The following is a 13,725-nucleotide window of genomic DNA, read 5'->3' on the forward strand; positions in this document are numbered from 1 at the left end:
CATCCCGAGGGCGGTGGGGCGGGACGGTTGCATGACGGATTTCCGGATGCATGACTGTTCGCCTGAGTGAGGTCATGCGGGTGTGCGGTCCTCCGGCATCTGAGCTCTCGAAGAGCTCGTGCTTCCGCGGAGTCCTCTCCTGCACAGTCGCCGACCTCGCGCCGCGTCCCACCGCCCTCGGGATGGTGGACGAGAGGCGTCGTCCGCCGGAGTGAGGATGACACGATGATCGACGTTGTGTTCATCCTCAAGCACCTCGGGGGAGTCGCGCGCGGAACCACGCTCCAGGGATTCGGGTGTTCGCGTTCACGGCTCTCCGCGGAGTGCAGATCAGGCCGCATAAGCCGCGTGCGACCGGGAGTGTTCGCGTCGGGAGAGGCGTCCGACCAGGCGATCACGGCGGCGGCTCACGGCGGTGCCCTCACCTGCGGGAGTGCGCTGCGTGCGAGAGAGGTGTGGACGCTGGAGGAGCCGACTCAGGTGCATGTCTGGATGGGGGTCGGCGGTCGGCGACATCACCCGCCGTCATGCGGTTGCATCGCACACTTCACCCCCGGTCGTATGGATCTCGGCGTCGCTCCGATCGACGTGGCGCTGGTGCACGCCTTCACCTGCTACGGAGCAGAGTTCTTCTTCGCCGCGTACGAGTCGGCGTGGAACAAGAGGATGTTGAGTGCTGCCGCGCGAGCGAGCATCCGCGCCCGGCTCCCACTGACAGCGCGTTGGCTCGTCGATTTCGCGCGCCCCGATGCCGAGAGCGGTCTGGAGTCCCTGGTGCGGCTGCGGCTCCACCTGATGGGCATCGAGGTGCATTTCCAGGTCGCCATCACCGGCGTGGGGCGGGTGGACTTCGTGATCGAGGGCCGGGTCATCCTCGAAGCGGACGGCCGCGAGAACCACGCCGGATCCGCGCACCGTCATCGAGATCTCTTAAGAGACGCGAGGGCCTCCGACCTCGGCTTCGAGACGCTCCGTTTCGACTATGCGATGATCCTGCACTCGTGGGACGTGGTCGCGGCCGCGGTTCTGGCTGCCTTGGCGCGAGCGCGGGCGTGAATTCCGCTCACCTGCATGAGGTGCGAGCAGATGCATGACCAGCAGCGCCGGATGCTCATGCATGTGACGGCGGCTCATGCACCCGTACCGGGAACCAGGGACGGAGGGCCGGAGCCCCGGAGCCGAAGCCCGAAACGGAGCCGCAAACCACGGATGCCGCGAGGAACGTGTCCTCGCGGCATCCGGAAAACGCTCGGATCAGCCCGGGTGGGTCATCGAGAGGAGGTCGAGCTTCTCGTCGAGCTGCTCGAGGGTGAGGTCGCCCCGCTCGACGTAGCCGAGATCGATCACGGCGTCGCGCACCGTGATGCCCTTCGCGACCGAGTGCTTGGCGATCTTCGCCGCCGCCTCGTAGCCGATGAGCTTGTTGAGGGGGGTCACGATCGACGGGCTCATGCCGGCGAAGGCGGCGGCACGCTCGACGTTCGCCTGCAGACCGTCGATGGTCTTGTCGGCGAGCACCCGGGAAGCGTTCGAGAGCAGGCGGATGGACTCGAGCACCGCCGTGCCCATGACCGGGATCGCGACGTTGAGCTCGAAAGACCCGGAGGCCCCGGCCCAGGCCACGGTCGCGTCGTTGCCGATCACTCGGGCGCACACCATGAGGACGGCCTCGGGGACCACGGGGTTGACCTTGCCGGGCATGATCGAGGAGCCGGGCTGCAGGTCGGGGATGTGCAGTTCGCCGAGACCCGTGTTGGGGCCGGAGCCCATCCAGCGGAGGTCGTTGTTGATCTTCGTCAGCGAGACGGCGATCGTGCGCAGTGCGCCGGATGCCTCGACCAGACCATCGCGGTTGGCCTGTGCCTCGAAGTGGTCCTTCGCCTCGGTGATCGGCAACTCCGTCTCGGACGCGAGCAGCGCGATGACCTTCTGCGGGAAGCCGAGCGGGGTGTTGATGCCGGTGCCGACAGCCGTGCCGCCCAGGGGAACCTCGGCGACGCGGGGGAGGGCGGACTGCACGCGCTCGATGCCGAGGCGCACCTGGCGGGCGTAGCCGCCGAACTCCTGGCCGAGGGTCACAGGCGTCGCATCCATGAGGTGCGTACGGCCGGACTTGACGGCGTCCTTCCACAGCTCCGCCTTCGCCTCCAGCGCGACGGCGAGGTGGTCGAGCGCGGGGATGAGCGTGTCGATGAGCGCCTGGGTCACGGCGATGTGCACCGAGGTCGGGAACACGTCGTTCGAGGACTGGGAAGCGTTCACGTGGTCGTTGGGGTGCACGGTCGCACCGAGGATGCGGGTCGCGAGAGTCGCCAGCACCTCGTTCATGTTCATGTTCGACGAGGTGCCGGAACCGGTCTGGTAGGTGTCGACCGGGAATTCACCGTCGTGGGCACCCGAAGCCACCTGGTCGGCAGCCTGGGCGATCGCGTCGGCGATGGCACCGTCGAGCGTGCCCAGCTCCTTGTTGGCAAGGGCGGCGGCCTTCTTGATCCGGGCGAGCGCGGCGATCTGCGTCGACTCCAGACCCTTGCCCGAGATCGGGAAGTTCTCCACGGCCCGCTGCGTCTGCGCCCCGTAGAGCGCGTTGACGGGCACCCGCACCTCACCCATGGTGTCGTGCTCGATCCGGTAGCCCTGCGAGCTCTCGCCGCTGCGCTGGTCGTTGTCGGTCATTCCGAACCCTCCTTGGTCACGGGGCTGTTCCCCTCGGTGTCGATGCCGACCGTGATCACCGGCGTCGCGGTGCCCTCGGCCAGACGGTAGTTCGCGCCGACGAGGCCGAGACGACCTTCGGCGACGGCGTTGCTGATGATCTCGGAGGACTGCAGCAGGTCGTTCACGGTGTTGCGGAGATGCTCGCGTCCGACGAGCTCCGAGTCGATGTCGGCGACCGTGCCGCCGCCGCTCTCGGCGAGGACCTTCCGCGCGGCGGGCACGATCGGCGCGACGAGCTTCCAGATGTGCGGCGGGAGGGGAGCGGCATCGATCGCCGTCCCGTCGATCGCGGCGCGGACCGCTCCGCACGAATCGTGCGCGAGGACCACGATCAGCGGAACCTCGAGCACGGCGACCGCGTACTCGAGGCTCGCGACGATCGACTCGCCCATGACCTGACCGGCGTTGCGCACGACGAACAGGTCGCCGAGACCGAGGTCGAAGATGATCTCGGCCGCCAGGCGGGAATCCGAGCAGCCGAAGAGGGTCGCCACGGGGTGCTGCGCCGCGGCGAGATCCTTGCGCCGTACCACGTCCTGGTTCGGGTGCCGGGGCTCGTCCGCGACGAATCGACGGTTGCCGTCCAGCATCTGCTGCCAGGCTGCGGAAGGAGTCAAGGGGTGCGTCATGAGGCCTCCGAGAGTGAACGGATCTGTGGGATCAGCGACTCCGCGAGCTCTGCCGTGGAATCGGGCGAGCGCGAGCCGTAGAGCAGGATGTAGTCGTCGCCGGCCTGGGTGCCGATCGCGTAGGTGACGTTGGCGTTCGAATCGGCGTTGCCCGGCTCGTAGACGTCCCAATCGAGGCCGCCGATGCGGACCGTGTCCGTGGGGGCGATGCCGTTCAGGCGCTGCGGAGCCCAGGACGCATCGGCGTCGAAGGCCTGAGCGACCTTGATGAACCCGCGTTCGTCATCGGCGGACGGGGCCAGCGTGACCTCCCAGACGACGGTGGCGCCGCCGAGCAGCTTCGCGCTGTTCGCCCGCCAGAAGTCGCCCAGCTCGGGAACCAGCACGGGGCTGTCCATCGTGGATTCCACACCCGCGGCGATGCCGGCGACGTCGATCGGCTCGGGCTCGACCGGCTCCCCGCGGGGGACGGCGAAGATGATCACGGCGACCACGGCGACCGTCACGAGGAGAGCTGCGATGAGGTTCCGGAACGTCTGACTCGAGCGATACGCCTTGCTGGAGGCGGCCTTGCGCGCTGCGGTCTCGTCCGGCGTCTCCGGACGACCCAGCTCCGCGATGATGGGCGGCTGCTTGGTCTGCTTGCTCATGACTCCGCGCCCGAGGTCTCGGTGGTGGATGATGCGGCCCTGGCTTCTTCCAGACGGCGCTTCGCGCCCAGGAGCCATTCCTCGCACCGGGCGGCCAGCGCCTCGCCACGCTCCCAGAGCGCGAGCGAGTGCTCGAGGGTCGGCGACCCTTGTTCGAGTTCGGCGACGACCTTGACGAGCTCGTCACGGGCTGCCTCGAACGACAGCGTGTCCACGGGGGTGTCGTTGAGGGCGCTCACTCCTCCATCCTACGTCGTGCGGCGTGGCGCTCCGGCTCAGGGGGACTCCGGGATCTCGCCCTCCGAACGCGCAGCGACGGAGCCGCGATCGACGGTGATCGTGAGGGCGCTGCCTGCCGGGGCATCGGCGGCGTCGCGCAGAATCACGCCGCCGTCCAGGTGCGCGATCGCGTAGCCGCGCGCGAGCGTGGCCGCGGGGGAGAGCGCGCGGAGGGAGGCACGCAGCTCCCCGGTCCGCCGACCGGCGGAATCGATCTCCCGGGTCACGGTGTCGCGCCCGCGCGAGAGCAGCAGCCACAGCTCTTGGGAGCGGGCGTCGATGATCGGATCGGGGGAGCGCAGGACAGGGCGCGAGCGGAGCTGCTCCAGCTGCGCGATGTCGTGCGAGAGGCGCTGGGTGAGGCGCGTCGTCGCGCGCGAGCGCAGCTGGGCGATGAGGGCACGTTGTTCACCCACGTCCGGCACGACGCGTTTCGCCGCATCGGTCGGCGTCGATGCGCGCAGGTCGGCGACGTCGTCGAGCAGGGGATGGTCGTTCTCGTGTCCGATCGCGCTGACGACCGGGGTGGACGCAGCGGCGACGGCGCGGATGAGTCGCTCGTCGCTGAAGCCGAGGAGGGTCTGCGGGTCGCCGCCGCCCCGGGCGATGATGATCACGTCGACGTCCGGGTCGGCGTCGAGCCGTGCGAGCGCGGCGAGGGTGTCCGGCACGCATCGGTCGCCCTGGACCGCGGCGTACTCGGTCCGGAACCGGACCTGGGGCCAGCGGAGCTCGGCGTTGCGGTGCACGTCCTTCTCGGCGTCCGACCGCTCACCCGTGATCAGCCCGATGACGTGGGGGAGGAAGGGCAGGCGCTGCTTGCGGGCGGGGTCGAACAGGCCCTCCTGGCGCAGCTGGACACGGAGCTTCTCGAGGCGTTCGAGCTGATCGCCCAGGCCCACGTGCTTCATCGCCGAGACCGTGAAGCTGAAGTCTCCTGCCTTGACGAAGTAGTCGGCTTTCACCGCAGCCACGACGTGATCGCCGATGCCGAGGTCGGAAGGGATGCGCCCGCGAACGCTCGACCACACGCGGATCGAGATCTGGGCGTCGGATCGGGTGTCCTTCAGGCGTGCGAAGACGTTGCCGGCACGCACATTCCAGGAGGTGATCTCCCCTTCGACCCAGACCGTGTTCCAGCGCGCGATGAAGTCGCGGATGGTCGAGTTGAGGCGGGTGACCGAGGTGGGTGCGTCGGCCGTGGAGTCGCGCGGGGCGACGGAGTCGGCGGGCGGAGTCTCTCCCTGTCCCGTCGTCGCTTCGAAGACTGTCATCCGCTCCCGCTCCCGTCTGGAGTCTCCCCGGCCCCGCACAGCTGTGCGGCGGTAGAATTCAGGGGTGACTTCGACTGCCGTTCATCTTCCCATTCCCCGTCTCCCTCGAGTGCGGGCGGCGGCCGGGCGGCTTCAGGATAACCCGGTGGTCGGACGCAAGCGGGTCCTGCTCGCCGCACCGCGCGGCTATTGCGCCGGTGTCGACCGCGCCGTGGTGGCCGTCGAGAAGGCGCTGGAGCGCTACGGAGCGCCTGTGTACGTGCGCAAGCAGATCGTGCACAACATCCACGTGGTGACGGAACTCGAGGAGAAGGGTGCGATCTTCGTCGAAGAGGTCGACGAGGTCCCCGAGGGCGCACACGTCGTGTTCAGCGCCCACGGTGTCTCCCCGGCGGTCGTGAACGCAGCATCCGACCGCGGCCTGCACGCGATCGACGCCACCTGCCCCCTGGTCACCAAGGTGCACCGGGAGGCCGTGCGCTTCGCGCGGGACGATTTCGAGATCCTGCTCATCGGCCACGACGGGCACGAAGAGGTCGAAGGTACGGCGGGAGAGGCTCCCGAGCACGTCACGGTCGTGAACTCTCCCGAAGAGGCCGACACGGTTGTCGTGAAGGATCCGAACAAGGTCGTCTGGCTCTCGCAGACCACTCTCTCGGTCGACGAGACCATGGAGACGGTCAACCGTCTGCGCACGCGCTTCCCCGAACTGCACAATCCGCCGTCCGATGACATCTGCTACGCCACGCAGAACCGCCAGGTGGCCATCAAGAAGGTCGCTGCGGGCGCCGACCTGGTGATCGTCGTCGGGTCGTCCAACTCGTCCAACAGCGTGCGCCTGGTCGAGGTGGCCCTCGAATACGGCGCCAAGGCCGCGTACCGGGTGGACTACGCCGAGGAGATCCAGCAGGAGTGGCTCGACGGTGTCGAGACCATCGGGGTGACCAGCGGGGCGTCCGTCCCCGAGGTGCTCGTGCGCGAAGTCCTCGACGCGATCGGCGACGCCGGCTACCGTGACGTCGAAGAGGTGAAGACGGCCGAAGAGGATCTGATGTTCTCCCTCCCAAAGGAGCTGCGTCAGGATGCCGCGGGGAAACGCGACGAGCGGGCGCTCGGCGGTCGCGCAGCTGGAGGAGGCGCGTAGCGTTGAGCGCCGCGGAGGCGGAGCCCACCCTCATCGGGTCGGTGCAGCGCGCTCTGCGGTTGATCGACATCGTCGCGAACTCTCCCCGTCCGCTGCCTGCCAAGATGCTCGCGGCGATCACGGGGCTGACGCCGGGCACGACCTACAACCTCGTGCGCACCCTGGTCCATGAGGGCTATCTGAACGCCGAACCGGACGGGCTCGTGCTCGGTGCGCGATTCCCCGCCTTCCAGCAGCAGGTCGATTCGCGGGGAGTCTTCCTCGCGCGCGTCCGGGCGGCTCTTCGCGACGTGACGGAGGTCGTGGGAGCCACCGCCTACCTCTCCCGTTTCCACGACGGTGAGATGCACCTCGTCGACATCGTCGATGCGATCCGCAACCCGCGCGTCGAGCTGTGGGTGGGGTTGCAGTCCAGTGCCCACGCGACGGCGCTGGGCAAGCAGATCCTCGCGGACCTCCCGGATGACGAGAGGCTCGACTACCTCTCGCGACATCGCCTGGAGGAGCTCACACCGCGCACGATCAGCGATCGCCGGACCCTCTTGACGCAGCTGGAGCACTCCCCGGGGTGGACGGTGGATCAGGAGGAGTACGCGATCGGCGCGACGTGTGTGGCCGTGCCGGTGATCGCGCCCGGGGTCACCGCCTCCTTGGCGATCTCCCTGCCCACGGACCGCGCCGTGGTCGACCGCGCGCTGGTCACGACGCTGCAGCGCGAGGCGCGGCGACTGTCCCTGCAGCTCGGCGCCGCTTCTCTCGATGGCGATGCAGGCCCGGAGTTCACTATCTGAACAGAGACCCCTGGTGCCGCGGCATGCGTTTTCCTATGATCAGGGGAGTAGCGCCATACGAGATCGCTACTGATCGTCCGAGCGTCCCCAGCGCAGGCGGTCACTATGGATGAGATGCGTCCCCAGCGCTTCACGTCCGCGGCCCCGAGGAGTCCCCACTTCTCCGGGGCCGCTATCGTATCCGGGCGTGATGCGGTGTCACGCTGTCCGGCCGCTTCGCTGTGAGCCGTGCGAAGCCGGGACGGTTAGCATGGCGGGATGACCGATCAACGTCCGCAGTACGGCGAACTCGCAACGCCGGAGGAGCAGCGCCGAGCCGCCGGCTTGCCGCCGCTGGACGAGGTCGCCGTCGCGCCGCCGACGCCTTCCGTCGCACCGACCGCCGCCGCTGCGTCCCCGGCACCGGGTGATGGCTCGACCACGCGTCGGCGCCCCGTGGATCGGCTCGTGACGATCGCGCTTCTCGCGTACGGCTTGGTGAACGTCATCGTCACGGGGCTGTCGTATCTCGACCTTCCGAACGTGATGAACGAGACCATGAGGATCCTCGGCATCGACGGGGAGTTCACGAACTTCGCGCAGGGACGCACGTGGGGCACGATCGGTGCGATCGTCCTGGCCGTCGGGTGGGCGATCACAGCTGCACTCTCCATTCGTCGCCTGCGTCGCGGGCGTCTCACGTGGTGGCTGCCGATCGTGGGTGCGATCGTGACGGGGATCATCGTCTCGATGTGCATCGCCGTCCCGATGATGAGCGACCCGGCGTTCACGGCCTACCTCACGTCGGTCGGGCCGTAGCGGCGGCCGACGCCCCGGTACTGTCGAAGGATGCTTCAGAACAGCTTCGGCGTCCACATCTCTTCTGCGTCCGTCGATCGCGGCGATGGCTCCGACCCTCGGTCGCTCGCGCACGACATCCTGGCCGGTCTGCGTGTCCCCGCGGGCGTGCGGGATGCGGAGGACGAGTGGGACGACCACTCCGCCGCCCTGCTCGCGATCCCGGTGACGGACGATGGGCATGTGCTGACGCTCTCCGAGGAGGACCGGATCGCGTCGACGCTCTCTGTCGCCGACCTGCGTGAGGCCTTCCGATCTCAGGGGCTCACGCTCTGGTTGGAGGACGGCACCGATCCTGACGACGACGGAATCGATGCCGAAGACCCCGAAGACCCCGAAGACGTGGGAGACGAGGAAGACGAGGACGATCTGGAAGACGAGGAGCTCGACTCGGACACCTCGACCTTCACCCTCCCCACCGTGCAGGTCTGCGCCTTCTCGCATCGGGGTCCCGCCGTCGCGCGCCTGCTCTCGTCGATTCGTCGGATGGTGGTGGATCACCAGGAGTCCGGGGAATGGTCTCTCCAGCAGTTCGAGACCTCGGAGCCGACGGGCGATTGGACCACCTCCCGGGCGGAGCTGCCCGTGATCGAGCTGAACCGCGTCGACTCCGACGCCTGGATCGAAGTGACGCCACCGAAGGGAGGCCCGATCCCGTTCTGGATCGATGCCGAGCGCGGCACCCGACCCGTTCTCGACATCGAAGCCATCCGTATCCCCGAGACGGCGGAGATCTGCCGACGGCTGCTCGCTGAGGGGGACGGAAGCCGTGATGAACTCCTCGAGCTCGCCGCGATGGTGCGGCTCGATGTGGATGCGGCCCATCGCGCGCTGATGCCGGAGTCGCTGGGGGGAGTGGTCGGTACCGAAGCTCGTCAGCGTGCGTTCCTGGCAGCGTTCGGGATCGCGCCCGACCTGATCGACGCCGCATTCGGCGGTCAGGGCGCGTGTCCGAACCGACGGTTCCTGCCTCTGGGGCCGTGGGCGACGGTGCGGGAGACGGCCATCGCCGGCGTTGGAGAGTTCACGGCTCTGACCCGTCGGGACCGACCCCTCGCGCGCCTCGGAGACGCGATTCGGCGGCGGCCGGTGGTCGGGATCGCGCTGGCACTGGCGGAGTTCTCGGCCGGAATGTGGCTGACCTCACGGACGCGCGGAGGCGGCAGGTCGTTCGGCGTCCTGCTCGTCGTGGACGCGCTGATCGATCTCGCGATCTGGATCACACGCATCCGTCGCGGACGCCAGGGATAGGTCGTCCGGCAGCCGGACCGACCCCCAGACGAGAGATGCCCCGGCCGTCGCGGCCGGGGCATCTCTTTCGACGCGGAAAGGTCAGCTCTGGGACTGACCGTACGAGCCGAGCTGACGGGTCGACTCCACCACGCGGGCGGCCATCGCCGTCTCCGCGATCTTGCCCCAGGCACGCGGGTCGTACTGCTTCTTGTTTCCGACCTCGCCGTCGACCTTGAGCACGCCGTCGTAGTTCTTGAACATGTAGTCGGCGATCGCGCGCGTGTACGCGTACTGCGTGTCGGTGTCGATGTTCATCTTGATCACGCCGTTGGCGACAGCCAGCGCGATCTCATCATCGGTCGAGCCGGATCCGCCGTGGAAGACCAGGTCGAGCGGCTTCGCGCCCGTGTTGTACTTCGCCGCGACCTGCGCCTGGATCTCGCCGAGGAGCTCCGGGCGAAGCTTCACGCCACCGGGCTTGTACACACCGTGCACGTTGCCGAACGTGAGGGCGGCGATGTACCGACCCTGCTCGCCGAGGCCGAGTGCCTGCACAGCCTGGTCGACGTCGGCGAACGTCGTGTAGAGGGCTTCGTTCGAGCCCTCGTGCTGCACACCGTCCTCTTCGCCGCCCACGACGCCGATCTCGACCTCGAGGATGGCGTTGATGTTCTTCATGCGGGGGAGGAGGTCCTTCGCGATCTCGATGTTCTCCGCGAGGGGAACCGCCGAGCCGTCCCACATGTGCGACTGGAAGATCGGGTTGCGCCCGGCCTTGACCTCTTCCTCGGAGGCGGCGATCAGCGGCTCCACGAAGCCGGCCAGAGCGTCCTTCGGGCAGTGGTCCGTGTGCAGAGCCACCGTGACCGGGTAGTTCTTCGCCACCTCGGTGGCGTATCGGGCGAACGCGAGCGCACCGGTGGCGCGGGCCTTGACGGTGTGGCCGGCGAAGTAGTCGGCACCGCCGGTGGTGACCTGGATGATGCCGTCGGAGCCGGCCTCGGTCAGCCCCTGGAGGACGGCGTTGATCGTCTGCGAGCTCGAGACGTTGAAAGCGGGGTATGCGAAGCCGCCGGCCTTCGCGCGGTCGAGCATTTCGGCGTACTGATCCGGGGTGGCGACGGGCATATGAACTCCTGCGGTAGGTGAAGCCGGGACAGGTGCCACTCTATCGGGGCGCATACGGACTTGCCGCAGACGTGACGGGGTGCGGGCGGCCCAGCTTCTGCGGTGACGTTAAGAATCGAGATTCCTTCGTTGTCACGGGCAGGAAAACCGGGCAGTTCCGCTTCTTCGCTCGCTAGGCTGACCGCATGGTGAGTCTGACAGCGGATCTGAGCCCTCTTCGTCCCGATCGAAACCTCGCGATGGAGTTGGTCCGTGCGACCGAGGCCGCAGCCATCCGCGCGGTCCCCTTCATCGGGCGGGGTGCGAAGGAAGCCGCGGACGGTGCCGCCGTCGATGCGATGCGCGCGTTCCTCGGCACCGTCGACTTCCAGGGCCGTGTCGTGATCGGTGAGGGCGAGAAGGACAACGCGCCCATGCTCTTCAACGGCGAGGTCGTCGGAACCGGCCGCGGCCCGCTGTGCGACATCGCCGTGGATCCCATCGACGGCACCTCGCTGACCGCAGCCGGTCGGCAGAACGCACTCTCCGTGATCGCGGTCTCGGACCGGGGGACGATGCTGGACGCCTCCTCCGTCTTCTACATGGACAAGCTGGTCACGGGGCCCGCCGGCGTCGGAGTCGTCGACATCCGCCTTCCGATCGGCGAGAACATCCGCAAGCTGGCCGGTGCGCTCGACAAGCCCGTCGATGAGATCGTCGTCTCCGTGCTCAACCGTCCGCGTCACGAGCGGTTGATCCAGGAGATCCGCGATGCCGGGGCCGGTACCCGCCTGATGAGCGACGGCGACGTCGCCGGCGGGATCAACGCAGCTCGGCACGATGCCCGCACCGACATGTGCGTCGGCGTCGGGGGGAGCCCGGAGGGGATCGTCACCGCGTGCGCCATCAAGGCCCTGGGCGGACATATCCAGGGACGCCTCTGGCCGCGCGACGACGAGGAGCGCCAGCGGGGGATCGACGCCGGCCTCGACATGGACAAGGTCTACGAGGCCGATGATCTGGTGCAGGGGAGCAACACGATCTTCGTCGCGACCGGTGTCACAGACGGGCAGCTCGTCGCCGGGGTACGGCGTGAGCGGGGCTACGTGTACACCGAGAGCGTCGTGCTTCGCGGTGCCTCCGGAACACTGCGTCGTATCGCTTCTGAGCACCTCGTCTCGAAGTGGCTCTGAGCTTGCGTGTCCCCGGTTTCCGCCCGGTCTGAGGCCGCGTCCTCGCGGTGACGGCCGCGCGGCGCATCGGGTCATCGTTATCGAGCCGGTATCGGTTCCGAGTGGCGTGAGCCACGCTTTCGGGAGCGCCGTGTCACAATTGTCACTGGGTTTGTCGCCGTGGACGGAGCCGCAAGGCACCGCAGGCACAGGAGGGCGAACGGATGACAACGCAGCACACGAGCGGTTCGAAGGCCGCCGCAACGAAGATAGTCACCACGAACACGGGGCGTATTCTCCGGGTGAGTGCCGATGCCGAACCCGGCCTCGGTGCCACTCCTCCCGTGACACCTCCACCCTCAGCTCTGGTGGATCCCGCGCGTCGCGCTGACGTCCTGTTCCGGGTCCGCCGCGACGAGGGTCACGAGATCAGCGCGTGGTGGATGATCGGAGCCTTCCTCGCGACCAGCGGTCTGGTCATCCTGCTTCTCAGCGGCGTCCCCGGCATCGCCTGACCTCTTCTGTCGCACCCCCGACGGACTCGGTCATGGCGTCGACGTCTCGTCTCCTGCCAGGCGCGCTCGCACGTCGCCGACGTCAGCGGTGACTGCCGCGGCGCTCACGCGGTCCACTGTGACATCGGCGCTCTCGGGAAGATCGTCTGCGGCGAGCAGCTCGGGAGCCGTGAAGCGGCGTGCGCTCGCCGCGGTCGACGGGGGCACGGAGGCGAGCGCGGTTTCGTCGACCCCAGGGAACTGTCGGGCCGTGACCAGCACACGCGTCTCGAGGGAGCCGGCGAAGCGGTTGTAGCTGTCGACCGTCCGCTCCAGAGCGCGGCGCAGATCGTCGGCGTGCCCGGCGAGGGTTCCCAGGCGGTCGTACAGCTGCGTGCCGAGCGCGAGCAGGGTGCGGGCCTCGGAGGACACTTCCTGTTGCGTCCAAGTGAAGGCCACCGTCTTCAGGACCGCCCACAGGTTGACGGGTGACGCGAGTGCCACGCGGCGGCTGAATGCGTAGTCGAGCAGCGTCGGATCCTCATCGATGGCGGCGGCCAGAAGCGATTCGCTCGGCAGGAAGCAGATCACGAACTCCGGGCTCGCGTCGAGGCCGGTCCAGTACGCCTTCTTCGCCAGCGCGTCGATGTGCGCGCGGACCGCCTTGACGTGCTTCTGCATGTGCGCGCGGCGCTGTGATTCGTGTGCGTCTCCCTGCGGAAGTGCGGAGGCCTCGAGATAGGCGTCGAGGGGCACCTTGGCATCGACGGCGATCGAGCTGCCGCCGGCGAGACGGATGACCATGTCGGGTCGTCCCTGTCCGCGGTCGGAGGAGATCGTCGCCTGCAGGTCGAAGTCGATGTGCCGAGTGAGGCCGGCGGCTTCGACCACACGGCGGAGCTGAGTCTCGCCCCAGACACCGCGCGTGGCGGTCGAGCGCAGGGCTCCCGCAAGTGATTCCGTGGTTGCCCGCAGCGCCTCGTCGGACTCCTGGGCACGACGCAGCTGCTCCTCGAGCGTGCCGAACTGCGCGTGACGCTCCCGCTCGATCGCGGCGACCTTGGTCTGCATCTGCTGCAGGCTCTCCCGCACCGGCGCGAGGGCGGTCAGGACGGCATTCTGCTGCTGGACTCTCTGGGCTTCGGCGCGCTGCTCGGTCCTGGCATGCTCGACGGCGTCGCGGTAGAGGTCGTACTGGCGGTCACGGTCGTCGCGCGCAGCCGCGAGTTCGGCCTGCGCACGGGCGAGCTCCGCGGCTCCGCGGCCGGCCCGCAGAAACCAGCCCACCGTGACGCCCGCCGCGAGGGCGACGAGGACGAGAACGACAGAGAGTGCATCCATGTGTTCATGATGCTCCCGGCGTCCGACATTCCGAGGTCGCCGCGCACGCGGATGAG

At 68.4% G+C, this 13,725-nt stretch carries 14 protein-coding genes; 7 read left to right on the forward strand and 7 right to left on the reverse strand.

Annotated features, from left to right (window positions below):
* Positions 1-225: 225 nt before the first annotated feature.
* Positions 226-1,056, forward strand: coding sequence for a DUF559 domain-containing protein (locus E0W80_RS07030; protein WP_131491858.1), 831 nt, complete (start codon positions 226-228; stop codon positions 1,054-1,056).
* A 198-nt stretch (positions 1,057-1,254) separates the two neighbouring features.
* Here E0W80_RS07030 and E0W80_RS07035 read toward each other — a convergent pair whose 3' ends face one another.
* From E0W80_RS07035 to xseA, 5 genes are read right to left on the reverse strand one after another with little or no spacing between them, the layout of a single operon-like run.
* Positions 1,255-2,676: a class II fumarate hydratase gene (locus E0W80_RS07035; RefSeq protein WP_047523211.1), complete on the reverse strand. Its 1,422-nt coding sequence runs from the start codon at positions 2,674-2,676 to the stop codon at positions 1,255-1,257.
* A complete protein-coding gene (locus E0W80_RS07040; protein WP_047523212.1) occupies positions 2,673-3,347 on the reverse strand; it encodes a carbonic anhydrase in 675 nt (224 codons plus the stop codon). Before E0W80_RS07040 ends, E0W80_RS07035 begins: the two co-directional genes overlap by 4 nt.
* Positions 3,344-3,997 (reverse strand): DUF4245 family protein, encoded by a 654-nt coding sequence (locus tag E0W80_RS07045; RefSeq protein ID WP_131491859.1) that lies wholly within the window; start codon positions 3,995-3,997, stop codon positions 3,344-3,346. Before E0W80_RS07045 ends, E0W80_RS07040 begins: the two co-directional genes overlap by 4 nt.
* Positions 3,994-4,236, reverse strand: a complete 243-nt coding sequence (locus E0W80_RS07050; RefSeq protein ID WP_047523214.1) for an exodeoxyribonuclease VII small subunit — start codon at positions 4,234-4,236, stop codon at positions 3,994-3,996. Before E0W80_RS07050 ends, E0W80_RS07045 begins: the two co-directional genes overlap by 4 nt.
* A gap of 36 nt (positions 4,237-4,272) precedes the next feature.
* A complete protein-coding gene (gene xseA / locus E0W80_RS07055; protein WP_131491860.1) occupies positions 4,273-5,550 on the reverse strand; it encodes an exodeoxyribonuclease VII large subunit in 1,278 nt (425 codons plus the stop codon).
* A gap of 64 nt (positions 5,551-5,614) precedes the next feature.
* Here xseA and E0W80_RS07060 point away from each other — a divergent pair, with 64 nt between their 5' ends.
* The 4 genes from E0W80_RS07060 (at position 5,615) to E0W80_RS07075 (ending at position 9,573) form a co-directional block, all read left to right on the forward strand.
* Positions 5,615-6,694 (forward strand): 4-hydroxy-3-methylbut-2-enyl diphosphate reductase, encoded by a 1,080-nt coding sequence (locus tag E0W80_RS07060; protein ID WP_194239200.1) that lies wholly within the window; start codon positions 5,615-5,617, stop codon positions 6,692-6,694.
* A gap of 2 nt (positions 6,695-6,696) precedes the next feature.
* Positions 6,697-7,485 (forward strand): IclR family transcriptional regulator, encoded by a 789-nt coding sequence (locus tag E0W80_RS07065; RefSeq protein ID WP_131491861.1) that lies wholly within the window; start codon positions 6,697-6,699, stop codon positions 7,483-7,485.
* 258 nt (positions 7,486-7,743) lie between these two features.
* The gene (locus tag E0W80_RS07070) at positions 7,744-8,283 is read left to right on the forward strand and encodes a DUF6264 family protein (RefSeq protein WP_131491862.1); all 540 of its coding nucleotides are present in this window, start codon (positions 7,744-7,746) and stop codon (positions 8,281-8,283) included.
* Between the two features lie 30 nt (positions 8,284-8,313).
* Positions 8,314-9,573: a hypothetical protein gene (locus tag E0W80_RS07075; protein WP_131491863.1), complete on the forward strand. Its 1,260-nt coding sequence runs from the start codon at positions 8,314-8,316 to the stop codon at positions 9,571-9,573.
* An 81-nt stretch (positions 9,574-9,654) separates the two neighbouring features.
* On the opposite strand, the gene fbaA is transcribed toward E0W80_RS07075, so the two are convergent.
* On the reverse strand, positions 9,655-10,683 hold the full coding sequence (gene fbaA, locus E0W80_RS07080) for a class II fructose-bisphosphate aldolase (protein WP_047523221.1): 1,029 nt from the start codon (positions 10,681-10,683) through the stop codon (positions 9,655-9,657).
* A 185-nt stretch (positions 10,684-10,868) separates the two neighbouring features.
* On the opposite strand from fbaA, the gene glpX reads away from it, so the two are divergent.
* On the forward strand, positions 10,869-11,855 hold the full coding sequence (gene glpX, locus E0W80_RS07085) for a class II fructose-bisphosphatase (RefSeq protein ID WP_047523222.1): 987 nt from the start codon (positions 10,869-10,871) through the stop codon (positions 11,853-11,855).
* A gap of 203 nt (positions 11,856-12,058) precedes the next feature.
* Entirely contained in the window at positions 12,059-12,349 is a 291-nt protein-coding gene (locus E0W80_RS07090) for a hypothetical protein (RefSeq protein ID WP_131491864.1), read from the forward strand.
* Between the two features lie 30 nt (positions 12,350-12,379).
* On the opposite strand, the gene E0W80_RS07095 is transcribed toward E0W80_RS07090, so the two are convergent.
* Positions 12,380-13,669, reverse strand: coding sequence for a DNA recombination protein RmuC (locus tag E0W80_RS07095; protein WP_131491865.1), 1,290 nt, complete (start codon positions 13,667-13,669; stop codon positions 12,380-12,382).
* Positions 13,670-13,725 lie beyond the last annotated feature (56 nt).

It is taken from the genome of Microbacterium sp. PI-1 (genome assembly GCF_004337555.1).
GTDB lineage: Bacteria > Actinomycetota > Actinomycetes > Actinomycetales > Microbacteriaceae > Microbacterium > Microbacterium aurugineum.

What these genes read in the sequence shown, in the direction of transcription:
- E0W80_RS07030 (WP_131491858.1), top strand. Translation starts at nt 226, where the DNA reads ATGATCGACGTTGTGTTCATCCTCAAGCACCTCGGGGGAGTCGCGCGC.
- E0W80_RS07035 (WP_047523211.1), bottom strand. Translation starts at nt 2,676, where the DNA reads ATGACCGACAACGACCAGCGCAGCGGCGAGAGCTCGCAGGGCTACCGG.
- E0W80_RS07040 (WP_047523212.1), bottom strand. Translation starts at nt 3,347, where the DNA reads ATGACGCACCCCTTGACTCCTTCCGCAGCCTGGCAGCAGATGCTGGAC.
- E0W80_RS07045 (WP_131491859.1), bottom strand. Translation starts at nt 3,997, where the DNA reads ATGAGCAAGCAGACCAAGCAGCCGCCCATCATCGCGGAGCTGGGTCGT.
- xseA (WP_131491860.1), bottom strand. Translation starts at nt 5,550, where the DNA reads ATGACAGTCTTCGAAGCGACGACGGGACAGGGAGAGACTCCGCCCGCC.
- E0W80_RS07070 (WP_131491862.1), top strand. Translation starts at nt 7,744, where the DNA reads ATGACCGATCAACGTCCGCAGTACGGCGAACTCGCAACGCCGGAGGAG.
- E0W80_RS07075 (WP_131491863.1), top strand. Translation starts at nt 8,314, where the DNA reads ATGCTTCAGAACAGCTTCGGCGTCCACATCTCTTCTGCGTCCGTCGAT.
- fbaA (WP_047523221.1), bottom strand. Translation starts at nt 10,683, where the DNA reads ATGCCCGTCGCCACCCCGGATCAGTACGCCGAAATGCTCGACCGCGCG.
- glpX (WP_047523222.1), top strand. Translation starts at nt 10,869, where the DNA reads ATGGTGAGTCTGACAGCGGATCTGAGCCCTCTTCGTCCCGATCGAAAC.
- E0W80_RS07090 (WP_131491864.1), top strand. Translation starts at nt 12,059, where the DNA reads ATGACAACGCAGCACACGAGCGGTTCGAAGGCCGCCGCAACGAAGATA.
- E0W80_RS07095 (WP_131491865.1), bottom strand. Translation starts at nt 13,669, where the DNA reads ATGGATGCACTCTCTGTCGTTCTCGTCCTCGTCGCCCTCGCGGCGGGC.